The organism is Ferranicluibacter rubi (genome assembly GCF_011603255.1).
Taxonomy (GTDB): domain Bacteria; phylum Pseudomonadota; class Alphaproteobacteria; order Rhizobiales; family Rhizobiaceae; genus Ferranicluibacter; species Ferranicluibacter rubi.
On sequence record NZ_JAANCM010000001.1, the window covers coordinates 481,144 to 502,727 of the forward strand.

The window sequence follows — 21,584 nt, forward strand, 5'->3', positions numbered from 1 at the left end:
TCACGCAAACAGCGTGCGCATCGCCTCGATTTCGTTCTCGCGGATATCATGGCCGCCATTGTGCCACGCGAGCTGCGTGGTTGCGCCCTGCGCCGTGAAGTAGTCGGCCAACACGATGGTCAGCGGTGTCGGGCAGATGGGGTCGCGCTCGCCAGCGGTGACGAGGATGCGACGGCCAGCCAGCCCCTGTGCGGGTTTCGGCTGAAACGGAATCAGCGGATGCAGGAGTGCGGCCCGGTCGAAGAGATCGGGAAACTCCACCAGCACGTTCGCCAGAATGTTGGCGCCGTTGGAGAAGCCGAGGCCGAAGATCTCCGACGCCCCGACCGTTTCGGCCGTCTTCCGCACGAAATCGGCAAGCTTCTGCGTGCCGCGTGCGAGATCCGCCATATCGTAGACGCCTTCGCCGGTGCGGCGGAAGAAGCGGGCCGCCCCGTGTTCCGAGACATCGCCGCGCGGCGACAGGATGGTTGCGTCGGGACGCATCTGGCTGGCGAAGGTGAAGAACTGGTTCTCGTCTCCGCCCGTGCCGTGCAGCGGCACGAGAAGCGGCGCGCCGGTCGCGCCCTTTTTGATGAGGTGCTTATAGTCCGTGTCGGTCATGACAAAACTCCTCCGGTATTGCCGCCGCATGTCCTGCGACGGCTCCGGTTCTGTGTGATTTCCTAATCGTTGGCGGTGGAAGCGCTCAGTCGAGCTTTTCCAGCTGCTGCTCCAGGATCGGCCGCAGGTGCTTGTGCTGCTGCGGCAGCTTCAGCGCCTCGCCCAGATGCGCCCGTTCCTCGTCGCGCTCGAAACCCGGCTCGTTGGTCGCGACCTCGAACAGAACGCCGCCGGGCGTGCGGAAATAGATCGCCCAGAAGTAATCGCGGTCGATGACCGGGGTGACCTGATAGCCCGTATCCATCAGCGCCTTGCGCACCTCCAGCTGGGCCGCACGGTTGTCGACGGCGAAGGCGACATGGTGGACGGAGCCTGCGCCCTGCCGGCTACCGGGTGCATCGGCCAAAGTCTCGATGTCGATGACACCGGCGGCCTGCGCGCCGGGTACGAGGAGGCGGGTGACGCCGTCGCGCGTCTCCAGCGTGTCATAGCCCATGAAGCCGAGCAGTTCCGATGTCGCGCCGGCATCCCGCAGCCGCAGGGCGACCGAGTGGAAACCGCGAATGGCGTGATCCTCGCTGATACCGCCTGCCGTCCATGGCGTGCGCGGATCATCGGCCGTCTCCACCAGCGCGAAGCCGTCGCCATCCGGCCCGTTGAAGGACAGGCGCTTCTCGCCGAAGGTCTCGCTCGGAGTCACCCCGGTCACGCCCTTCTTGGTCAGGCGATCGGCCCAGTAGGGAAGCGAGCCCTGCGGCACCGCGAAGACGGTCGTGCCGACTTCACCGGTTCCAGGACGGCCACGTGCGATGTGGGGGAACGGGAAATAGGTCATGACGGTGCCGGGCGTGCCGATCTCGTCGCCATAATAGAGGTGGTAGACGTCGGGCGCGTCGAAGTTGACGGTCTTCTTGATCCGGCGGAGGCCGAGGACATCCGTGAAGAACGCGTTGTTGACGCGGGCGTTTGCAGCCATCGACGTAACGTGATGGAGGCCCTTGATTTGGTCGATCATGATCTCATCCTTTCCTGCCCGAAGGTTTTGCCATTGTGGCGGCGACCGGGCGTTTGATGAGGTCAAGATGGTGCAGGATAGCCGGCCGCGATAGAGGATCGATACAGGACGGATTGTTCTCAAATCGAGAACGATCACGTTTCGTTGTTCACCTCTCAGGCAGCGGCGGCGAAGGTCTCTCCGCCGCCCAGGTCCTCCGTTTTCTAGGCGCGGTCGAGGGCGAACAGGACCGAGAGGGGCGCCATGCCCTGCGTGCTGTGCGTGCCGTAGAGCGTTTCGCCGGTTGCCGGCGGCAGGTCCGCGGCTACATCGCCGAAATTGGCGCGCAGCTGCAGGCGGCGGTCACCGAGCTGCCAGTCGATGGCAAGCAGCCTGCCTTCCGCCATAAGGACCGTGCCGGCCGAGAGCGTGTTGGGAGCGGCAACCAGCAGGGGGATGATGGCCCGTTTGCGGATGGCAATCAGCTCACGATAGAGGGCACGCCATTTCTGGCCTTCGTCGGTTTCGGACTTGGCCCAGTCGAGGCGCGTGTTCTCCATCGTCTCAATGGCGTTGGGGTCGGCAACGTCCTCGACGGATTTGCCGTCCGGAAGGCCGCCAAAATTGTCCATATCCGTGCGCCGGCCTTCGCGCACGGCCTTGCCGAGTTCGCCGTCATAGTCGGTGAAGAACAGGAAGGGACGCGTCTCGCCATATTCCTCGCCCATGAACAGCATGGGGATATGCGGCGCCAGCATGGTGACGACGGTGAGCGCCTCTAGCATCTCCTTCGACGTCAGCGTGATCAGCCGATCGCCGAAGGCCCGGTTGCCGATCTGGTCGTGGTTCTGAAGAAAGCCGACGAAAGCTTCCATCGGCACCGGCTCGCTCATTTCCACCGGCTTCTGCCCGGGATAGATATAGCCTTCGGTCAACGCGCGGGCGAAGTTTTCGACCGGCTTGTCGATGAACTTGCCGTAGTAACCGTTCTTCTCACCCGTCGCGACCACATGGGCCGCGTGGTGATAGTCGTCGTTCCAGTCGGCATCATAGAGCAGCGCTTCATTGTCGTCGCTGCGGCGCAGTTCGATGTGGTTTTCCGGATCCTCGGTGACAAGGTGGATGTGGCGGCCTTCGAACTCCGAGCGGGCGCGGCGCGCGATCTCGATCAGGACATGCGTTTCCGCATCGTCGAAGATCATGTCGATCGCATCGAAGCGCAGGCCGTCAAGCCGGAACTCGCGCAGCCAGTAGAGCGCGTTTTCGACGAAGAAATCGCGCACCGGCTGCTTGTTGTAGGCGATGGCCGCACCCCAGGGTGTCTTCTTCCCCTCGCGGAAGAAGTCGGGTGCATAGGCGCTCAGATAATTCCCGTCGGGTCCGAAGTGATTGTAGACGACATCCATGTAGACCATGAGGCCGAGCCCGTGCGCTGCATCGATGAAGGCTTTGAGATCATCCGGCGAGCCATAGGCATTGTGCGGCGCGTAGGGATAGACGCCATCATAGCCCCAGCCCCGCGTGCCGCCGAAGTGCGAGACCGGCATGAGCTCGACGGCCGTGATGCCGGTGTCCGCGATATCGGCCAGCTTGTCGATGGCCGCCCGGAAGGTGCCTTCCGGCGTGAACGTACCGACATGGAATTCATAGAGGATTGTTTCGGCCCAGGGCATGCCGGTCCAGCCGGCATGCTGCCACTGGTAGGCGTCGGGATCGACCAGCACAGCGGGGCCATGAACGTCTTCCGCCAGCGCGCGCGCTGCCGGGTCCGGCACGACCTTTCCATCCGGCAGGACGAAGGCGTACGTTGCGCCGGGCTTTGCGTCGGGAATGACGGCCTCGAACCAGCCCTCGCCAGCCTTGGCCATCTCGTGGTCCTTGCCATCCAGCCGCAGCGTCAGCGTGTCTTCACCCGGCGCCCAGAGGCGGAACCGGGCGCCGCCCTCGGCCAAAAGTTCAGGTCCCCAGGCTGTCGTCTGCCGGTTTTCGGAAGGTCGTACGCTCTCGGTTGTCATCAGGGAGTTCATCCTGTCCTCGTATCGGTTCTGGGTTCGGCGCACTGTCTGCGCCCGTCCGGCTGGCCTGCGATCCGCCCTTCAACAAGCGGATCCGGGCAAAGGTTCCGGGCGCACTCGCGTGTTTGCTGCATTGCGAAGGAAATGCGTCGCGTGGCCACGAAATCCAGTCCACGAAGCGACGGACAGGCAATGTTTATTGCTGACTGAACTTGTTCATGCTCCGGCCGTTAGCATGCGATAGACGCAGACCGGCACCTTCCGGCTCCCGGCAGGCCAGCACGACGTCGCCGAAAAACAAGATTCCCTCTTCGAGAGGGAACAAAATGATGCGACGCACAATTTCTGATCCGATCAACACAGGGGACGTTTCATGGACGCCAAAGTCAATCAATACGCGGTCGAGCCGGGATCGTGGCATACGCTCGGGGCAACGCCCGACAAGGACGGCGTCAATTTCGCGATCTTTTCGGCACATGCCGAACGCATCGAACTCTGCCTTTTCGATGACAGTGGCGCCGTCGAAGTTGCCCGCATCGAGCTTCCCGAATACACGAACGAGATCTGGCACGGCTACATCCCCGGCCTGAAGCCCGGCGCTCTCTATGGCTATCGTGTCCACGGACCGTTTGATCCGGAGCGAGGGCATCGCTTCAATCCGAACAAGCTTCTGGTGGACCCCTACGCCCGCGAACTGGTTGGCGACGTGGAATGGTCGAAGGCGCATTTCGCCTATGACATGGACGCCGAGACCGACAAGGATCTGACCTTCAACACGCTCGACAGCGCGTCGGTGACGCCGAAGGGCCGCGTCATCGATCCGAAGACCTACGACTGGAAGGGCGATCGCGGCCCAATCATCCCCTGGTCGAAGACGATCTTTTACGAAACGCATGTGAAGGGCTTCACCAAGCTGCACCCGGCCATTCCGGAAAACATGCGTGGCACCTTCGACGGCATGGGCCACAAGGCAGCCGTCGACTATTTGAAGAGCCTCGGCATTACCTCGGTCGAACTGCTACCGACCCACTTCTTCCCCGATGACAGCATGCTGGTCGACAAGGGGCTGCACAATTACTGGGGCTACAACACGCTCGGCTTCTTCGCACCAGCCACGCGTTATTACGGTCCACGCGCTCTCGATGGCTTCCGCGACATGGTTCGCGCCCTGCATGATGGCGGGCTCGAGGTCATTCTCGACGTGGTCTACAACCACACGGCCGAAGGCAACGAGCTTGGGCCGACGCTCTCCTTCAAGGGCATCGATAACTTCTCCTACTACCGCACCCTGCCCGACAATCACCGCTACTACATCAACGACACCGGCACCGGGAACACGGTCAACACCTCGCATCCGCGCGTGCTGCAGATGGTGACGGATTCTCTGCGCTACTGGGTCGAGGAAATGCATGTCGATGGCTTCCGTTTCGACCTCGGCACCATTCTCGGCCGCGAGCCGGAAGGTTTCGACGAGCGCGGTGGTTTCTTCGATGCGGTCTCGCAGGATCCGGTTCTCTCCAAAGTCAAGCTCGTCGGCGAACCCTGGGACATCGGTCCCGGCGGCTATCAGGTCGGAGGCTTTCCGCCCGGCTGGGCCGAGTGGAACGACAAGTATCGCGACACGGTCCGCGATTACTGGATGGACACAGACGGCACGGCGCCCGACTTCGCGGCTCGCCTGTTCGGCTCCGGCGATATCTACGACCTTCGCGGCCGTCGCCCCTGGGCGAGCGTCAACTTCGTCGCCGCACATGATGGCTTCACCATCAACGATCTCGTTTCCTACAACGAGAAGCACAACGATGCGAATGGCGAAGACAACAAGGACGGCCACGGCGACAACCGCAGCTTCAACTACGGCGCCGAGGGTCCGACCGAAGACGAGACCATCAACGCCACCCGCGAACGTCAAAAGCGGAACTTCCTTGCGACGCTGCTGCTGTCGCACGGCACGCCGATGATTCTCGGCGGTGACGAGTTCGGCCGCAGCCAGATGGGCAACAATAACGGCTACTGCCAGGACAGTGATATCAGCTGGATCCACTGGGAGAACCTGCCGCCCAGCGCCGATGTGCTACGCGACTTCGTCCGCCGGCTGACGACACTGCGCGCGACCCAGCCGCTGCTGCACCGCGAGAACTGGCGCGACGGCATGGTCATCACCTGGCTGAATGCAGGTGGCGGCGAGCAGACCGAGGAGCAGTGGCAGGACGGCGGCGGCACCACCATCGGCGCCCTGATCTCGCGCGACGATCTCGTCGGAAAGGACGGCGTCTGGTCGCATATTCTGATGATCTTCAACCCGCATGATGGCGTCGTTCCCTTCGCCCTTCCCGAGTCGCCCAGCGGCAGCTGGGTGCTGGAACTGACGACGGACGATCCGGCTGTCGAAGCGCAGCCTGTGGATGCAGGAGAAGCGTTCGACATGCAGGCCCGCAGCCTCGCGGTCTTCCGCCCGGCCTGATCATTTGAGACCGGCCCGCACTACGCGGGCCGGTTCAATTTCCGAACAAGAAAAAGCCGGTCAGACGCAAGGTCAGGCCGGCTTCTTTGGTTCAATACGATGATAGGATCAGGCCGTCGCCTTTTGCGCCTTTGCGATCACCTTGCCATACAGCTCAGCATATTGCTCGGCGCTGCGCTCCCAGGAGAAATTGGCCTTCATGCCCTGGTTCTGCAGACGAGCCCATTTCTTCGGGTCGCGATAGGCGTGGAAGGCCCGGTGGATGGCGAGGCGGAGATTGTCGCTGGTGGCAGGGTGGAACTGGAAACCGGTGGCGACGCGCGCGGACATGGCGGCGTCGTTGGCGTCGATGATCGTTTCCGACAAGCCGCCCGTGCGGGAGACGACGGGTACGGCACCATAGCGCAGTGCATAGAGCTGCGTCAGGCCGCAAGGCTCGAAGCGGGAGGGCTGGATGATAATATCCGTGCCGCCGTGCACGAGATGCGCCGTTTCCTCGTCATAGCCGATACGGACGCCGATTTTGCCAGGATGTCGCCCCGCAGCGAGCAGTAGCTGCGTTTCGATGTCCTTGGAGCCCTTGCCCAGCACGATCAACTTGCCGCCGAGCGCCGCAATCTCCTCCGCGACCTCAGCCAGCATGTCGCCGCCCTTCTGCCAGGTAAGGCGGGTGACGGCTGCGAGAACAGGTCCGGGGGTCGCGTCCAGCCGGAACGTCTCGAGCAGCCGGGCCCGGTTGATGCCCCGGTTACGGATATGGCGGACGTCGTATCGTGCCGGCAGATAGGGGTCGGTGGCAGGGTCCCAGATCTCGCTGTCGATGCCGTTGACGATACCGGTGAAGGTATCGAGACGCGACAGAAGCGCGCCTTCCATGCCCATTCCGAGTTCCGGCGAAACGATCTCGCGGGCATAGGTCGGGCTGACGGTGGTGATCGCGCTCGCGGTGCGGATGCCACCCTTGAGATAGCTCATGTCGCCGTAATATTCGAGGCAATCGATCGACAGCGCCTCGGGCGGAAGACCGATATCCTTCAGGTGGGCGGCGGAATACTGGCCCTGAAATGCGAGATTATGGATGGTGAGAACCGACGGGATCGCCCGGGCATTGGCGGAGTAGCGCATATAGACGGATGTCAGCGCCGTCTGCCAGTCATGGGTGTGCACGAGATCCGGCGTCCAGTCCGGCAGAAGCCCGCCTGCGACGGCCGAGGCCACGTAGGAGAGAACCGCGAAGCGCTTCCAGTTGTCGGGGTGGTCGATGCCATCCTCGCCGACATAGGGGCCGCCGGGACGATCATAGAGCGACGGTGCGTTCAACACGAGAAGATCGAGACCCTGGCATTCCGCTTCGAGCAGCCAGGCAGGGTTACCGAAGAGATCCGGGAAAAAATGCACCGGCCGCGCATCTCTTACCTCGGCGAGAACGGAGGTATAGCCGGGGATCAGGCTGCGGGTGCGATACCCGCGCGCGGAAAGGACTTTCGGCAGTGCCCCGGTCACGTCGGCAAGGCCGCCGGTCTTGATCAGGGGGAAGATTTCCGACGTCACAGACAGTACGTTCACGCAGGTCACGTTCCTCTTTGCAATCCGGTTGGATTGCCGGCTGAAATGGAGGTCGGGAGAAAAGCGAAACACCTCTTGCTCCGATGATGGAGGAAAGCGGACCCCGTGTCCGCACAAAAATTGAGGAGCAGGTGAGAAACTTGTGCAGTGCGATTGGGAGGTGCGCCGCGTGCGCAGAATGTCGGGCGGGAGCCGTCGTCGCGAAGAAAATCAGGCACCGGGCAATGCCGGCGCCTGTGCGGTCTCAGACCGTCTTGCGCTTGCGCTTTGCACCGGGATTTCCAGCAGCGCCGCCGTCCACAACCGACAGCGGAGGCTTTGCCTTATCGGCATTGGCAGGCTTGTCGACAGGTGCGGCATCCTCCTCAGGCTCACCGAGCACGGAGGTGTTTTCGGCATTGGCAAGCTCTTGATAGGCTTGGCCCCAATGCTCGTCATGCCGACCTTCCGGCCGGCCTTCGGATTCCCACAAGGCATAAGCCCGCTTCTTGATCAGGTCTTCGTCTTTCTCGGTCATGGCCTTCTCCCTTTGATAATCGGACTACCGCCACTCCCAAATCAGGGAGGGTCAATTTGGTTCCAGATCAGACAGAAATTTTACCTATTCCGGCGCTCTTTTAGAGGGAGCGACGAAGGTCCTTGGAGACAGAGTGTCCGCGTGGCCCCTGCGGTCGACACGACGGCTGGATGACGGTCGAAACCGCCCTATCTAGCGCTCACGGATCGTCTCGGCGCAGGCCCTTATCGCCGACGCGAAGAATCCGCCAAGTCACTGCCGCAACATGCGGCTTTCCGGAGTGTGTCATGAGAAAACGGATTGTTCTAGCCATTGCTGCCGCATCAGCTTTTGCCGGCCTGTCGCCAGCCGCCGCGCAAACGCCCAAGATCGAGGACGTCTGCGTGCAGGTCGCAAAGCACCTGCTTCTTGCCGAGACCTTTCAGACCGGCGTCGTCCAGTCCTTTCCGGAACTGAAGCCGCCGGGCGCCCGCCTCACCTTCTCCACCCGCGAAGGCGTCGAGAAGAAGGACATGGTGGATTCCATCGAGTGCGAATTCCAGAACACCGCCGCACCGTTCGACCTGCAGCGCTTCTGCGTGTCCAGCACCTGCTATGGCCCGAACGAGCGCAACGAGGCCAACAAGCGCCGCTTCGAAGAAGTTCGCGCGCTTCTGAAACGCGACGGCCTTTAGTTCAACGCAAAGCGCCATCGCGACCCCGCCGCGATGGCTCTTTCTTTCGAACGATATGTAGGGATGAGGCGGCTACCGCTTCAGGACGTGCCGACGCCGAAAGCCGTCAGCGTGTTGCGGCAGGCGCGCTGGAAACACTGGGCGGGGCCTTCGAGGCCTGAAGCCTGGCGGCTGACGCGGGCGCCTTCCAGCAAGAGGAGCAGGGTATCGGCAAGGGTTTCGGGCTCCTCGATGCCCGTCCGCCGGCAGAGATCCGTCAGTTTTTTGCGCTGCAGGATCTTGAATGTCTCGATGACGGCATGGGCCGGATGGCCCGCCTCCTTGAGTTCCACCGCGGCATTGGCAATGTCGCAACCGAACTGGTCGCGCTGGAGACAATCCGAAAGGGCCGTCACCCAGGCACCAAGCTGGGCGTTCGCATTATCGGAAAACCGCGTCTCAATGTCCGCCCACATCGCGCCGCTCTTTTCGGAGGTCACGCGAAGCGTCTCGCAGACAAGGTCGTCCTTGGAGCCGAAATGCCGGTAGAGCGTCATCTTGTTGGTCGACGCCGCCTCGGCGATCGCATCGACGCCGATGCCGCGGATGCCGTGCTGGCGAAACAGTTCGCAGGCACTGGTGACGATACGGTCACGTGGAGCGACCTTTACGGAGGACAGACCGGGGGGCGATGTCGATTCCTGGTCCGGCTTCACAGTAGAGCCACGTTTGGCGTTTTTATTCACGACAGCGATTGACATGGGTGTGACCGTTCGGTAACAAATGACGTGTTACTTACCGGTAACACGCTAAAGCATTTCGGTCAAGGACAGGCCCAACCCCACCTGCCCTCGGCTGTGGACGACACGAAGGAGAAGGCCATGAACATGGCACATGACGATCTGACCCTAAACGAGGTGCTGACCGATCCGATGATCCGCGCCGTGATGCGGGCCGATGGCGTGACCTCCTCGCAGTTCAAGACGCTGCTCTATTCAGCAGCGAACGCGCTGGAGCATGCCAAGCCCGAACCCGGCGGCGCCCGCACCCATGCAGCCAAGCTTCTGGCCGCACCGAAACGCCGCCTGCTCGCCATGGTGCATCCGCTGGCGGTGCGCTCCGGCTCCGCCTGCGCTGCCTGTTATTGATTGTCGTCTCGCTGGCTTGGCTTCGATCAAATCAGCCCGTGAGGCACACGCCCTGTTCCCGGGCGAATGAAACCCGACCGGAAGGACCTCCTCCGTTCGGGTTTTTTGTGTCTGCTGCAGGGTGATGGTGTCAGACGCGGACGGCGAGTTCCTCGAAGTCCTGCGTTCCGAAGAATTTCAGGTAACGCTCGACCTCGGCCGGGTCGCCCGTCGCCTTGCGGGGGTTGTCGGACAGCTTGACGGCCGGGCGGCCGTTGGCGTCGATGACCTTGCAGACGATGGAGATGGGGTTGAGACCGCTGACCTCCGTCGGTGCGCAATCGGCAAAGTCGTTGGTAAGGTTGGTGCCCCAGCCGAAGCTCATGCGCACCCGGCCCTCGAAATGCCGGTAGGTCTTGACGATCATCTCGACATCGAGCCCGTCGGAGAAGATCAGCAGCTTTTCCCTGGGGTCGCGGCCATGGGCGCGCCACCAGTCGAGGATGCGCTCGCCGCCCTCGATCGGCGGGGCGCTGTCGGGGCGGAAACCGGTCCAGTCGGCGACCCAGTCGGGCGCATTCTTGAGGAAGGCCGCCGTTCCGAAGGCGTCCGGCAGGACGATCAGCAGGTTGCCGCCATAAAGACGGTTCCAGTCCTGCAGGACCTTGTAGGGCGCATCCGCAAGTTCGGCATCGGTCTTGGCAAGGGCTGCTGCCACCATCGGCAATTCATGGGCATTGGTGCCGAGCGCCTCGAGATCGGTATCCATGGCGAGGAGCACATTGCTGGTGCCGGAGAAAGACTCGCCGATGCCTTCCTTCAACGCCTCGACGCACCAGCGCTGCCACAGAAACGAATGACGGCGGCGGGTGCCGAAATCGGAGATGCGCAGGTCAGGCACCGCCCGCAGCTGCTCCACCTTCGACCACATCTTCGCCTTGGCGCGGGCATAGAGAACGTCGAGTGCAAAGGGGCCCATGCCCTTCATGGCCGTGCGCGAGCGCAGTTCGTTGACGATGGCGAGCGCCGGGATTTCCCACATGCTCGTATGCGTCCACTTGCCGGGAAAGGTCAGCTCATACTGGCCGTGGCGGCGCGAAAGCTCGTAGTCCGGCAGCTGGAAATCGGCCAGCCAGTCGAGGAAGTCGGGTGAGAAGATCTGCTTTCGACCATAGAAGGTGTTGCCGGCGAGCCAGATCATTTCCTTCTTGGTGAAGCGCATCGTGCGGACGTGATCCAGCTGCTCGCGCAGTTCCTGCTCATCGATCTCCTCCGTCAGAAGCACCGTCTTGGTGCGGTTGATCAGCGAAAAGGTCGCATCGACATCCGGGTAAAGACGCCAGATCATCTGCAACATCAGGAGCTTGTAGAAGTCCGTATCCAGGAGGCTGCGCACGACTGGGTCGAGCTTCCAGGCATTGTCGTAGACGCGCCGCGCAATATCCGTCTTCGTCATGCCGTATCCTCGCATCCGCGCGAACGGTGAAACCGCAGCGGATATTCCTCCGGCGCTGCACTCTTGATGGCGCAACGAACTGCATCTTCATGCCACGCCAAACCGCTGCCTGCAACACGTGCGGGCCATCGAATACTCCCCACAACATAACATTCAATCGTCACATAATATCATTCATAATGTTGTATTTCTGCACGAGACTGTTTATATGGCTCTGAGGATGGAGATCGCAGTGGCTTTGAAACCGGACGATCGGCGGCAGGAGATCATGGATATTCTGATGGAGGCAGGCTCTGCTTCCGTCGAGGATCTGTCTCTGCGCTTTTCCGTCAGCAAGATGACCATCCATCGCGACCTCGACGATCTCGAGCAGGCGGGCCTCTTGCGCAAGGTCCATGGCGGGGCGTCCATCCAGTCGAGCGCGCAGTTCGAGAGCGACTTTCGCTACCGCGAGAAGATGGCGGCCGAGGAGAAACGGCAGCTCGCATCCCATGCCGCAACACTGGTGGAGCCCGGGCAGATCATCATCATCGACGACGGCTCGACGGCCGGCGGGCTTGCCGATCATCTCGCGACCATCCGGCCGCTGACGGTGATCACCAACAACCTCTCCGTCATCGTCAAGCTCACCGCCATTCCCGGCATCGAGGTCATCTCGCTCGGGGGGCAGTACAGCCGCAAGTTCAACGGTTTCTTCGGTATCGTCACGGAGGAAACGCTGTCGTCGCTGCGGGCCGACATCGCCTTTCTCTCCTCATCCGCCATTCAGGGGGCCGCCGCCTATCATCAGGATCAGGAAGTGGTGAAGACCAAGCGCCAGATGATGCGCTCGGCAAGCCGCAGCTACCTGCTGGTGGACCACGCGAAATTCGGCAAGCCGGCCCTGCACTTCCTGACGGGACTGGACGGTTTCAGCGCCGTTATCACCAGCGACCGCATCGACGCCGGCCACGAGGCTGCGCTGAGCGATGCCGGCATTTCGATCATCAAGGTCTGACGACCGGGACTTCACGACGAGGAGCATGCAGTGAAAACGAACGGCATCTGGGTTGGAACGAGCTGGAAGATGAACAAGACGCTCAGCGAGGCCATGGCCTTCGCCGACGGCCTGGGGACGAGCGACGCCGCGCGCGATCCGCGCATCCAGCGCTTCGTCATCCCGCCCTTCACCGCCGCGCGCGAGGTCAAGCAGCGGCTGTCCGGCACCAGCGTCAAGGTGGGCGCGCAGAACATGCACTGGGACGATGCCGGCGCCTGGACCGGCGAAATCTCCGCACCGATGCTGACCGATTGCGGGCTCGATCTCGTGGAGCTCGGTCATAGCGAACGGCGCGAGCATTTCGGCGAGACCGACCGGACCGTCGGCCTGAAGACCGCAGCCGCCGTTCGTCACGGCCTGACGCCGCTGATCTGCATCGGTGAGACGCTGCCCGAGCGCGAGGCCGGCGAGGCGGACGCCGTTCTCAAGCGGCAGGTCGAAGGCGCGCTGTCCGGGCTCACCGGCGCTGACCGGGAAAAGCCGGTCCTTCTCGCCTACGAGCCCGTCTGGGCCATCGGCGTCAACGGCATTCCGGCATCGGCCGACTATGCCGACGACCGCCATGCCCGCATCGCCGAGGTGGCGAAGGCCTGTCTCGGCGTTTCCGTGCCCGTTCTCTATGGCGGCAGCGTCAATCCCGGCAATTGCGCGGAGTTGATCGCCAAGCCCCATATCGACGGCCTCTTCATCGGCCGTTCCGCCTGGAATGTCAGTGGTTATCTCGACATCCTGACCCGCGTTTCATCCGCTCTCTGACATCAACAAAAGCCTGAAAGGAAACAGCCATGAAAATCGCCATCGGAGCCGACAGCGCCGGCAAGCCGCTTCTCGACGTCATCGCCAAGCATCTCGCGACCCGCAATGATATCGAGGTCACCGACCTCAGCCAGCAGGGCTTCTATGCGGACCTGTCGCAGAAGCTCGCACAGACCATCGTCGACGGCGAGAACGAGCGCGGCATCCTCTTCTGCGGCACCGGCATCGGCGTCAGCATTTCTGCCAACAAGGTGCCCGGCATCCGGGCGGCGCTGACGCACGATACCTATTCGGCGGAACGCGCCGCAAAGTCGAACAATGCCCAGATCATTACCATGGGCGCCCGCGTCATCGGGCCGGAACTCGCCAAGGCGATCGTCGATACCTGGCTTGCTTCCGAGTTCGATCCGAGTGGCTCGTCGGCCGACAACGTAAAGGCGATCGATCGTCTCGACACCGCGAAATAACATTCCCTTCCGCCGGTCGCGCAGATCCTCCCTCGCGATCCCGGAAACAGACGCCCGGCAGCGATGCCGGGCGTTTTTCGTTGCACATCGATCAGGCGCGGACGCGCAGGAGGCGTAAAGCGTTGATGGTGACGAGCACCGTCGCCCCGGTATCCGCCAGGATGGCCGGCCACAGGCCTGTGATGCCAACCACGGTCGTCACGAGAAACACGGCCTTCAGACCGAGCGCGACGGCGATGTTCTGGCGAATGTTGGCCATGCAGCGTTTCGACAGATCGATCAGCGCCGCGACATCGGCGATGCGCCCGTGGAGAATGGCGGCATCCGCGGTTTCCAGCGCCACATCCGTACCGCCGCCGATGGCGATGCCGATATCGGCGGCCGCCAGTGCCGGCGCATCGTTGATGCCGTCTCCGACCTTGGCAACCGTCGCGCCCTGCGCCTTCAGTTCGCGCACGATGGTCTGCTTGTCCTCAGGCATCAGTTCGGCCCGCACGTCGATGCCGAGGTCACGCCCGACGGCCTCTGCGACGCGGCGGTTGTCGCCGGTGAGCATCACGGTGCGGATGCCGGCTGCCTTCAGTGCCACAAGTGCCTGCCGTGCGTCCTTGCGCGGCTCGTCGCGCATGGCGATGGCGCCGGCCACCTGACCATCGATGACAAGTACCGACACGGTCTTGCCATCGTCGTTGAGCGCTTGGATCGCACTTGACTGCTCGGCGGAGAGCGGCGCGATCTCGCCTGCGGCACGGGGCGAGCCGAGGAAAAGCTTTTGCTGGCCGACCGTGCCCGTGACCCCTTTGCCGCCCAAGGCTGATGCGCCTTCGGCTGTGGGATAGGCAATGCCCTCCGCCTCCGCCCGGGCGAGGATGGCGAGCGCCAGAGGATGGCTCGACTCCGCATCGAGCGCGGCCGAGAGCCGCAGGATGTCGCTCTCCGCAACCGCGAAGGCAAGAATATCGGTGACGACGGGACGGCCTTCGGTCAGCGTCCCCGTCTTGTCGAAGGCGACGGTATCGACCGTGCCGAGCTTTTCGAGGACGGCGCCGCCCTTGACCAGCAGGCCTCGGCGGGCGCCTGCCGACAGGGAGGCGGCGATGGCGGCCGGCGTCGAGATGACCAGCGCGCAGGGGCAGCCGATGAGCAGGATGGCGAGACCCTTGTAGACCCACTCCGACCAGGATCCTCCCGCCAGAAGCGGCGGCAGGATGGCGACCAGCGCGGCGACCACGACCACGCCCGGCGTGTAGTAACGCGAGAAACGATCGATGAAGCGCTCGGTCGGCGCCTTTGCCTCCTGCGCTTCCTCCACGAGGCGCACGACCCGGGCGATGGTGTTATCGGCCGCTGCCGCCGTCACCGTGACGCGCAACACGCCTTCGCCATTGACGGTGCCGGCAAAGACCGGATCATTCGCGGTCTTGCGGACGGGCACGCTTTCGCCCGTCACCGGCGCTTCGTCGATCGCGCTTTCGCCGGAGATGATATCGCCATCGGCCGGAATGCGGTCGCCGGGGCGGATGCGGATGATGTTGCCGGGAACGAGCGTGTCTGCCGGCACCTCGCGCGTGGCGCCGTTGTCATCGAGGAAAGCCGTTTTCGGCACGAGATCCGACAAGGCCTGGATGCTGCGCCGCGCCCGGCTGGCCGCTACACCCTCCAGCAGTTCGCCGACGAGAAACAGGAAGACGACGGCCGCCGCCTCCTCGCCCGCATCGATGATGACGGCGCCGATTGCCGCGATGGTCATCAGCATTTCGATCGAAAAGGGCGTTCCCGCCAGCGCCGCCATGATGGCGCGCCGGCCGATGGGCACGAGGCCGACGAGAAGCGCAATGAGGAAGGCGTTCGAGGCGAGCGGGGGGAAGAGGTGCCCGACCGCATAGGCCAGCACCAGGGCACCGCCGCAGAGAAGTGTCAGCCGGCCCTTGTCGGAGGCCCACCAGGGCCCGGACGTTGGCCCGTGGTCGTGCCCGTGCAGGCCCGAGGATGGAGCGGCAGCCGCGTTTGCCGGACTCTGATCATGTTGATGATGCTTGTGGTCATGGTCGCCTTGGCCGTGGCTTTCATGTTCATGGTCGTCATGGGCGTGCCCTCCGCAGCAGGCCGAGGCCTGCGGAGCCGTTTTTACCGGCGTCCGGTTTGCGGGCACGGTCTTGTAGCCGAGACCCGACACCTTGCGGGCCAAAGCGGGAAGGTCCGTCGTCTCGTCATGGTGGACGGTCATGGCCTGCGTTGTCACCGAGACCGCGACATCGGCGACGCCCGGTAGCCGCCGGACGGCTGTGTCGATCTTGGACGCGCAGGAGGCGCAGTCCATGCCTGAAACGTCGAATCGTGTTTGCCGCATCTCGCCCATCATCATCTCCGTCACGTGATGAACCCCTTGTAAAGGCTCTAGCGACTAGAGCTACAAGACCGAAAATGATGGGACATGCGTTTCCTGCATCCGAGCCGGACGCGCAGGCGTAAGACGGGCAGCATAAGGATACGAGGATCATGGCCGAGAGCGAGGACGAACAACGCGACGAGGCGCGCTCAGCGGATCTCGACCATCGGCCCCTGATTGTCACGGTCGAGATGGAGGCGGCGGCGCAGGCACATTTCGATCATCTGCGGAGCCGGTATTTCCCGCCGGAGCGAAACTGGCTTTCCGCGCATATCACGCTGTTTCATGCCCTGCCGGGCAAGGAACGAGAGGCCATAGCGCAGCATCTCGCGCAGGCTGTTGCCGGGCGATCGCCGATCACGGTGACGGTCGAGCGTGTGCGCTTCCTTGGAAACGGCGTTGCCTTTGCGCTGTCGAGCCCGGCACTACAGGGCCTGCGAGCCTTGCTCGCCCAGCGTTTTCAGCCATGGCTGACGCGGCAGGACGAGCAGGGCTTCCGGCCGCATGTGACGGTGCAGAACAAAGTTCCGGCGGAGACGGCGCGTGCGCTTCAGGCCACCTTGTCCGAAGACTTCGCGCCGTGGGATTTTACCGTCACCGGCCTTTCCCTCTGGCACTATGACGGTGGCCCCTGGGAGAAGGCGGCCCGCTTTCCGCTCTGCTGACGGCGTCACGTGCGGGCGCGGTGACCGGTCTCCGGGTCGGCATCGGCGCCGGCTTCCAGGCGCTCGGTGTAGCGGCGCATCATTTCGAGCTGAACTTCGGTCTGGAAGTCCATGACCTGATGGTGGATATCGTCCTCGTCACAGCCGAGTTTGCCGAGATCATCGGCAAGGCCGCGGCAGGCGGTGCGCCAGTAGGCAATAGCGGCCTCGCCGTGGACGGCCTCGAGTTCGGCCGCGCAACGGCGGATCAGGTTTGTCCGTCCGGACAGCGGAAAGGCGATGATCCCGCCATGCGTTTCCCGGGCGTCGTGTCCTGCCTTCATATTCACACCGATTCTCCTTCTGTCACACCGATGTAAGGAGATTTTGGTTAACGCTTCGTTTCCAACGTCTTGTTGCTGTTCTCTTATGTGACCAGCGGCACAGCGATCGCGCCGAGAACATTGAGCGCATCGGCGGGCGACAAACGGACCTGCAAGCCGCGCTGGCCGCCATTGATATAGACCAGGGGCTCTGCAAGTGCCGTCTCCTCGATGAAGGTCGGCACCGTCTTTTTCTGCCCGAACGGGCTGATGCCGCCGACGTGGTAACCGGTAAGCCGCTCGGCCGCGGCCGGCTTCATCATCGCGGCGGACTTGCCAGCAGCGGCCGTGGCCAGCTTCTTCATGCTCACTTCGCGATCGGACGGCACGACCACGCAAACCGGTCTGCCATCCACCTCCGCCATCAGCGTCTTCAGCACGCGCTGCGGCGCCTCACCCATCGCCTCGGCCGCGGCCATGCCGATCCGGTCCACAGAGGGGTCGTAATCGTAGCTGTGGGTGGTGAACGCGGCTCCTGCCTTGGTCAGCATCTGTGTCGCACGCGTCGTCTTCGACATGGCCTGTTTCCCTTGGCTCAGTTCCCGAACAGCGTGTCGTAGACCTCCGGCCGGAAACCCGCCGTCAGCGCACCATCGCGATCGAGGATCGGCCGCTTGATCATGGAAGGGTTGGCCAGCATCAAGGCGATCGCCTTTTCCGCGTCGAGATCCTGCTTCTCCGCGTCCGGCAGCTTGCGAAACGTCGTTCCCGCCCTGTTCAGCACCGTTTCCCAGCCCAAGGCAGCACACCAGCCCGACAGATGCGCACGGTCGACGCCTTCGATCTTGTAGTCGTGAAAACGGTATTCCACGGCGTGACCGTCGAGCCACGTGCGGGCCTTCTTCATCGTGTCGCAGTTGCGGATGCCATAAAGGGTCGTGGTCACGGGTCAGTCCTCCAATGTTCCGGCCCTGCGGCCCGCTCCGGTGATCTCGGCACAGCCGATCTTCATCAGGTCATCCCGGCGGCGGGCAAAGCGTGCCGACGACCGCGTGACGACCAGCCCGGCCTGCGGTGCACGCACCTCCACGTCATCTTCCGGAAAGCCGGGACGCGGGACGAGCACGGCCAGAAGATCGCCGGCTTCCACGCGATCTCCGATGTCGCGATGAAAGAGAATCGTGCCGGGAACAGGGGCCTTGATCATTTCGATCGTGTCGAGTGCGAAAGCCGGGCCACTATACGGCTGAAGCGCCGGCGATCCGCCGTTCACAACGCCGCGGGCCTCAAGAAACGCCCAGAGGCCGTCGGCATCGCGCTGCGCCACATCAGGCCCGACATCCCGACGCCCGCGCAATTCCACCGTGACGGAGAGACGGCCGGGCAACGAGGCACCCCGGCCGCCCTGCTCCTGCTTCCAGGCATAGGAGACGGCCTCCTCGAAGGCCGAGCTTTCGCCATCGGAGAGAAACACGGCATCCACCTGCAAAGCAGATGCGAGATCGGAGGCCTCGGGCCAGAAGGCGCTGTCGATATAGGCATAGGGCAGCGATTCGTCGTCGCAATGCAGGTCGAGCACGAGATCGGCGCCGAGCGCACGGTAGAGCAACTCCCGTTTCAACCGCTCCGGCGCGGTAAAACGATCGAGATCGACCAGCAGGTCGTTGCGAACAGAGGCAGAGATCAACGGAAAATCGCGATTGTAGTTGCCGCGCGAGCCCAGGTCGAAGCGGCCCTGAATCTCGCCGAAATGCGACTGCGCTGCGCCGATCGGGTTGGCCTGCGGCACGATGGTGATATCACCGCGGATCGCCCCTGCCGCGTCCGCCGCGCGAAGGCGCGCGCAGAGACGATGAAGCGTGGCGACGCCCGGAAGTTCGTTGGCGTGCAAGGCCGCCTGAATATAGACCTTCGGAACGGAACCAGCATGCGCGCCGGAAAATTCGAGCACCGGAACCCGCCAGCTCACCTCCGGCGTATCTCCGGGAATGACGATAACGTCCTGCTTCACCCTGGCCTCCATCCTGTGACGCAACTATAGCCGAACCGTTGTCTCATTCAAGAACGAAAAGGGAACGACTATTCCTTCAGTGACACGGTCATATGGTGGAATGGCGGAAAAGGCAGGGATGTTCAAGCGACGTCGGCAGCTGACAGTGCAGTATCCTGCCGACGCACCTCCGCAGACGACGCCCGTCGCGGCGGGAGCACATGCAAGAGAGAGCAGGCGCGTCACCCTTTCGGGTCGCGCCTGCCTGCTTCGCTTATTCCCACTCGATCGTGCCCGGTGGTTTCGACGTCACGTCATAAACCACACGATTGATGCCGCGGACTTCGTTGATGATGCGGGTTGCCGTGCGGCCGAGGAAGTTCATGTCGTAGGGGTAGAAATCGGCCGTCATGCCATCGACGGAGGTCACGGCGCGCAGGGCGCAGACGAAGTCGTAGGTGCGGTGGTCGCCCATGACGCCGACGGTCTGTACGGGCAAGAGCACGGCGAAGGCCTGCCAGATGACGTCGTAGAGGCCGGCCTTGCGGATTTCGTCGAGATAGACGGCATCGGCCTTGCGCAGGATGTCGAGCTTTTCGCGCGTTACGCCGCCGGGGCAGCGGATGGCGAGGCCCGGGCCCGGGAACGGATGGCGGCCGACGAAGCGCTCGGGCAGGCCGAGTTCGCGGCCGAGTACGCGGACTTCGTCCTTGAAGAGTTCGCGCAGCGGCTCGACCAGCTTCATGTTCATGCGGGCCGGCAGGCCGCCGACATTGTGGTGGCTCTTGATCGTGACGGACGGGCCGCCCGAGAAGGACACGCTTTCGATGACGTCGGGATAGAGCGTGCCCTGCGCGAGGAAGGCCGGAGCGCCCTTGCCGTCCGAGGCGATCTTGGCGGCTTCCGCCTCGAACACCTCGATGAACAAGCGGCCGATGATCTTGCGCTTGACCTCGGGATCGACCTCGCCGGCAAGCTCGGTCAGGAAGAGGTCCGACGCATCCACATGGACGAGCGGGATATTGTAGTGATCGCGGAACATCTTGATCACTTCGTCCGCCTCGTTGAGGCGCATCATGCCATGGTCGACAAAGACGCAGGTCAGCTGGTCGCCGATCGCCTCGTGGATCAGCACGGCGGCAACCGAGCTATCGACGCCGCCGGAAAGGCCGCAGATCACACGGCCATCGCCCACGTCTTCGCGGATCTTGCGAATCATTTCGGCGCGGTAGGCGGCCATGGTCCAGTCCGACTTCAGGCCGACGATCTTGTGCACGAAGTTGGAGAGGAGCTTGGCGCCATCCGGCGTGTGCACCACTTCGGGATGGAACATGGTGGTGTAGTAACGACGGCTCTCGTCGGCCGCGATCGCGAACGGTGCGTTCTCGGAGGTCGCGATGACCTCGAAACCGTGCGGCAGCTGCGTCACCCGGTCGCCATGGCTCATCCACACCGGATAGCGGCCGCCGACCTCCCACAGGCCATCGAACAGCGGGCTTGCCGCCTTGATCTCGACATCGGCACGGCCGAATTCGGCGGCATGACCACCCTCGACGGTGCCGCCGAGCTGGGTGCACATCGTCTGCTGGCCGTAGCAGATGCCGAGCAGCGGAATGCCGCTGTCGAACACCGCCTGCGGCGCGCGCGGGCTGCCTTCCGCCGTCACGGAGGCCGGTCCGCCGGAGAAAATCACGCCCTTCGGGCCCATGCGGGCGAAGGCTTCCTCGGCATTGTTGAAGGGATGGATCTCGCAATAGACACCGGCTTCACGAACCCGGCGCGCGATGAGCTGCGTCACCTGGCTGCCGAAATCGATGATGAGGATGCTGTCGGGATGGGCTATCTCGGTCATGCCTGGCCTTTTCACGCGCGGGATCATTCCGAGCCTTTAAATAAACAGGCCGGCAAGTGCAACGTCTAACCCGCTTTTGCGCAGTTCAAAGGCCGAGTGCACTCTGCGCCATCGCCGTTTCCAGCCTGTCCACCACGGCTGCGAGCTTCTCGTCGATGACATGGAGATAGGCCGTCCAGTCGGAGACATGGCGAAGCTCGGCCTTGCCATCGGAAATACCGCGCAGTGCCAGAAGCGGCACGCCGAAGGCCTGGCAGGCGCGCAGCACGGCAAACGTTTCCATATCCACCATATCGGCGGCGATGTCGGCATAGGCAGATCCGGAAACGATATTGCCGCCGGTGGAGAGGCTCGCCTCCGCAAGGCCCGGGATGCGCAGGGGCAAGGGAACCGTGACGGCCAAATCGAGGAAGGGCGTCGCGCCCTTCTCGAAGCCGAGCGGTGAGGCGTCCATATCGCGATAGGCAACCGAGGTGGCCTGATAGATTTCCGCCTGCTCCAGCGTGGCGGAGCCGGCCGATCCGAGGGAGACGACGAGCGCCGGGAGACGGTTTAAGGTCGAAAGCCGCGACAGCGCGCGCGTGACGGAGACGGCCGCCTCCACCGGGCCGACGCCGGTCATCAGCGGCGTCATTCGGGTCTTCAGATGCGGGCCGTATTCGGCCTCCGCCGCCATGACATAGATAATGGCTTGCTCGCCCACCGGCTTCAGCAGGGTCTCGGGCATCA

At 63.3% G+C, this 21,584-nt stretch carries 21 protein-coding genes; 7 read left to right on the top strand and 14 right to left on the bottom strand.

Translation table 11 applies throughout. The features are described from left to right. The 3 genes from G8E10_RS02235 to treZ all read right to left on the bottom strand — a co-directional run bounded on the left by G8E10_RS02235 (position 1) and on the right by treZ (position 3,612). Positions 1-603, bottom strand: a complete 603-nt coding sequence (locus G8E10_RS02235) for an alpha/beta hydrolase (protein ID WP_167126450.1) — start codon at positions 601-603, stop codon at positions 1-3. Positions 604-688: 85 nt separating this feature from the next. Next, on the bottom strand, positions 689-1,618 hold the full coding sequence (locus G8E10_RS02240) for a VOC family protein (protein ID WP_167126454.1): 930 nt from the start codon (positions 1,616-1,618) through the stop codon (positions 689-691). 203 nt (positions 1,619-1,821) lie between these two features. Then, entirely contained in the window at positions 1,822-3,612 is a 1,791-nt protein-coding gene (gene treZ, locus G8E10_RS02245) for a malto-oligosyltrehalose trehalohydrolase (RefSeq protein WP_167126457.1), read from the bottom strand. 373 nt (positions 3,613-3,985) lie between these two features. On the opposite strand from treZ, the gene glgX reads away from it, so the two are divergent. After that, on the top strand, positions 3,986-6,076 hold the full coding sequence (gene glgX / locus G8E10_RS02250) for a glycogen debranching protein GlgX (RefSeq protein WP_167126460.1): 2,091 nt from the start codon (positions 3,986-3,988) through the stop codon (positions 6,074-6,076). A 108-nt stretch (positions 6,077-6,184) separates the two neighbouring features. Here the strand turns inward: glgX and glgA are convergent, their stop codons facing one another. Together glgA and G8E10_RS02260 are read right to left on the bottom strand one after the other, a co-directional pair. After that, positions 6,185-7,642, bottom strand: coding sequence for a glycogen synthase GlgA (gene glgA, locus G8E10_RS02255; RefSeq protein ID WP_167126463.1), 1,458 nt, complete (start codon positions 7,640-7,642; stop codon positions 6,185-6,187). A 244-nt stretch (positions 7,643-7,886) separates the two neighbouring features. Continuing rightward, positions 7,887-8,159, bottom strand: coding sequence for a DUF2934 domain-containing protein (locus G8E10_RS02260; RefSeq protein ID WP_167126466.1), 273 nt, complete (start codon positions 8,157-8,159; stop codon positions 7,887-7,889). 287 nt (positions 8,160-8,446) lie between these two features. Here G8E10_RS02260 and G8E10_RS02265 point away from each other — a divergent pair, with 287 nt between their 5' ends. Then, entirely contained in the window at positions 8,447-8,833 is a 387-nt protein-coding gene (locus G8E10_RS02265; protein ID WP_110727340.1) for a hypothetical protein, read from the top strand. Between the two features lie 80 nt (positions 8,834-8,913). Here the strand turns inward: G8E10_RS02265 and G8E10_RS02270 are convergent, their stop codons facing one another. Beyond that, the gene (locus G8E10_RS02270) at positions 8,914-9,573 is read right to left on the bottom strand and encodes a TetR/AcrR family transcriptional regulator (RefSeq protein ID WP_167126469.1); all 660 of its coding nucleotides are present in this window, start codon (positions 9,571-9,573) and stop codon (positions 8,914-8,916) included. 120 nt (positions 9,574-9,693) lie between these two features. Here G8E10_RS02270 and G8E10_RS02275 point away from each other — a divergent pair, with 120 nt between their 5' ends. Continuing rightward, positions 9,694-9,960: a hypothetical protein gene (locus G8E10_RS02275; protein ID WP_132439966.1), complete on the top strand. Its 267-nt coding sequence runs from the start codon at positions 9,694-9,696 to the stop codon at positions 9,958-9,960. Positions 9,961-10,090: 130 nt separating this feature from the next. On the opposite strand, the gene pncB is transcribed toward G8E10_RS02275, so the two are convergent. Next, positions 10,091-11,395, bottom strand: coding sequence for a nicotinate phosphoribosyltransferase (gene pncB, locus G8E10_RS02280; protein ID WP_132445855.1), 1,305 nt, complete (start codon positions 11,393-11,395; stop codon positions 10,091-10,093). A 238-nt stretch (positions 11,396-11,633) separates the two neighbouring features. Here pncB and G8E10_RS02285 point away from each other — a divergent pair, with 238 nt between their 5' ends. From G8E10_RS02285 to derI, 3 genes are read left to right on the top strand one after another with little or no spacing between them, the layout of a single operon-like run. Beyond that, complete coding sequence (locus G8E10_RS02285; RefSeq protein WP_167127105.1) at positions 11,634-12,392, top strand: DeoR/GlpR family DNA-binding transcription regulator; 759 nt, start codon at positions 11,634-11,636, stop codon at positions 12,390-12,392. A gap of 30 nt (positions 12,393-12,422) precedes the next feature. Further along, positions 12,423-13,190 (top strand): triose-phosphate isomerase, encoded by a 768-nt coding sequence (locus G8E10_RS02290; protein ID WP_167126472.1) that lies wholly within the window; start codon positions 12,423-12,425, stop codon positions 13,188-13,190. Between the two features lie 29 nt (positions 13,191-13,219). Next, positions 13,220-13,657, top strand: coding sequence for a D-erythrulose-4-phosphate isomerase (derI, locus tag G8E10_RS02295; RefSeq protein ID WP_132664155.1), 438 nt, complete (start codon positions 13,220-13,222; stop codon positions 13,655-13,657). A gap of 91 nt (positions 13,658-13,748) precedes the next feature. Here the strand turns inward: derI and G8E10_RS02300 are convergent, their stop codons facing one another. Next, positions 13,749-16,016, bottom strand: coding sequence for a heavy metal translocating P-type ATPase (locus G8E10_RS02300; protein WP_167127109.1), 2,268 nt, complete (start codon positions 16,014-16,016; stop codon positions 13,749-13,751). Between the two features lie 140 nt (positions 16,017-16,156). On the opposite strand from G8E10_RS02300, the gene G8E10_RS02305 reads away from it, so the two are divergent. Continuing rightward, the gene (locus G8E10_RS02305; RefSeq protein WP_167126475.1) at positions 16,157-16,711 is read left to right on the top strand and encodes a 2'-5' RNA ligase family protein; all 555 of its coding nucleotides are present in this window, start codon (positions 16,157-16,159) and stop codon (positions 16,709-16,711) included. Positions 16,712-16,716: 5 nt separating this feature from the next. On the opposite strand, the gene G8E10_RS02310 is transcribed toward G8E10_RS02305, so the two are convergent. The 6 genes from G8E10_RS02310 to G8E10_RS02335 all read right to left on the bottom strand — a co-directional run bounded on the left by G8E10_RS02310 (position 16,717) and on the right by G8E10_RS02335 (position 21,582). Further along, positions 16,717-17,034, bottom strand: coding sequence for a DUF6074 family protein (locus tag G8E10_RS02310; RefSeq protein ID WP_245420062.1), 318 nt, complete (start codon positions 17,032-17,034; stop codon positions 16,717-16,719). 83 nt (positions 17,035-17,117) lie between these two features. Continuing rightward, positions 17,118-17,591 (bottom strand): Cys-tRNA(Pro) deacylase, encoded by a 474-nt coding sequence (gene ybaK / locus G8E10_RS02315; RefSeq protein ID WP_110800317.1) that lies wholly within the window; start codon positions 17,589-17,591, stop codon positions 17,118-17,120. Positions 17,592-17,608: 17 nt separating this feature from the next. Then, complete coding sequence (locus tag G8E10_RS02320) at positions 17,609-17,959, bottom strand: ArsC family reductase (protein ID WP_110800318.1); 351 nt, start codon at positions 17,957-17,959, stop codon at positions 17,609-17,611. Positions 17,960-17,962: 3 nt separating this feature from the next. After that, positions 17,963-19,036 (bottom strand): succinylglutamate desuccinylase/aspartoacylase domain-containing protein, encoded by a 1,074-nt coding sequence (locus tag G8E10_RS02325; RefSeq protein WP_167127112.1) that lies wholly within the window; start codon positions 19,034-19,036, stop codon positions 17,963-17,965. A 241-nt stretch (positions 19,037-19,277) separates the two neighbouring features. Then, positions 19,278-20,855: a glutamine-hydrolyzing GMP synthase gene (gene guaA, locus G8E10_RS02330; protein WP_167126478.1), complete on the bottom strand. Its 1,578-nt coding sequence runs from the start codon at positions 20,853-20,855 to the stop codon at positions 19,278-19,280. A gap of 85 nt (positions 20,856-20,940) precedes the next feature. Beyond that, positions 20,941-21,582 (bottom strand): 5'-methylthioadenosine/S-adenosylhomocysteine nucleosidase, encoded by a 642-nt coding sequence (locus G8E10_RS02335; RefSeq protein ID WP_167127115.1) that lies wholly within the window; start codon positions 21,580-21,582, stop codon positions 20,941-20,943. Between the last annotated feature and the right edge of the window lie 2 nt (positions 21,583-21,584).

Bases quoted from the DNA above. Each gene is read 5' to 3' on its own strand.
- derI (WP_132664155.1), top strand. From the start codon at position 13,220: ATGAAAATCGCCATCGGAGCCGACAGCGCCGGCAAGCCGCTTCTCGAC.
- G8E10_RS02305 (WP_167126475.1), top strand. From the start codon at position 16,157: ATGGCCGAGAGCGAGGACGAACAACGCGACGAGGCGCGCTCAGCGGAT.
- G8E10_RS02240 (WP_167126454.1), bottom strand. From the start codon at position 1,618: ATGATCGACCAAATCAAGGGCCTCCATCACGTTACGTCGATGGCTGCA.
- pncB (WP_132445855.1), bottom strand. From the start codon at position 11,395: ATGACGAAGACGGATATTGCGCGGCGCGTCTACGACAATGCCTGGAAG.
- G8E10_RS02335 (WP_167127115.1), bottom strand. From the start codon at position 21,582: ATGCCCGAGACCCTGCTGAAGCCGGTGGGCGAGCAAGCCATTATCTAT.
- glgX (WP_167126460.1), top strand. From the start codon at position 3,986: ATGGACGCCAAAGTCAATCAATACGCGGTCGAGCCGGGATCGTGGCAT.
- ybaK (WP_110800317.1), bottom strand. From the start codon at position 17,591: ATGTCGAAGACGACGCGTGCGACACAGATGCTGACCAAGGCAGGAGCC.
- G8E10_RS02300 (WP_167127109.1), bottom strand. From the start codon at position 16,016: ATGGGCGAGATGCGGCAAACACGATTCGACGTTTCAGGCATGGACTGC.
- G8E10_RS02275 (WP_132439966.1), top strand. From the start codon at position 9,694: ATGAACATGGCACATGACGATCTGACCCTAAACGAGGTGCTGACCGAT.
- treZ (WP_167126457.1), bottom strand. From the start codon at position 3,612: ATGACAACCGAGAGCGTACGACCTTCCGAAAACCGGCAGACGACAGCC.
- G8E10_RS02325 (WP_167127112.1), bottom strand. From the start codon at position 19,036: ATGGAGGCCAGGGTGAAGCAGGACGTTATCGTCATTCCCGGAGATACG.
- G8E10_RS02270 (WP_167126469.1), bottom strand. From the start codon at position 9,573: ATGTCAATCGCTGTCGTGAATAAAAACGCCAAACGTGGCTCTACTGTG.
- G8E10_RS02235 (WP_167126450.1), bottom strand. From the start codon at position 603: ATGACCGACACGGACTATAAGCACCTCATCAAAAAGGGCGCGACCGGC.
- G8E10_RS02265 (WP_110727340.1), top strand. From the start codon at position 8,447: ATGAGAAAACGGATTGTTCTAGCCATTGCTGCCGCATCAGCTTTTGCC.
- guaA (WP_167126478.1), bottom strand. From the start codon at position 20,855: ATGACCGAGATAGCCCATCCCGACAGCATCCTCATCATCGATTTCGGC.
- G8E10_RS02310 (WP_245420062.1), bottom strand. From the start codon at position 17,034: ATGAAGGCAGGACACGACGCCCGGGAAACGCATGGCGGGATCATCGCC.
- G8E10_RS02260 (WP_167126466.1), bottom strand. From the start codon at position 8,159: ATGACCGAGAAAGACGAAGACCTGATCAAGAAGCGGGCTTATGCCTTG.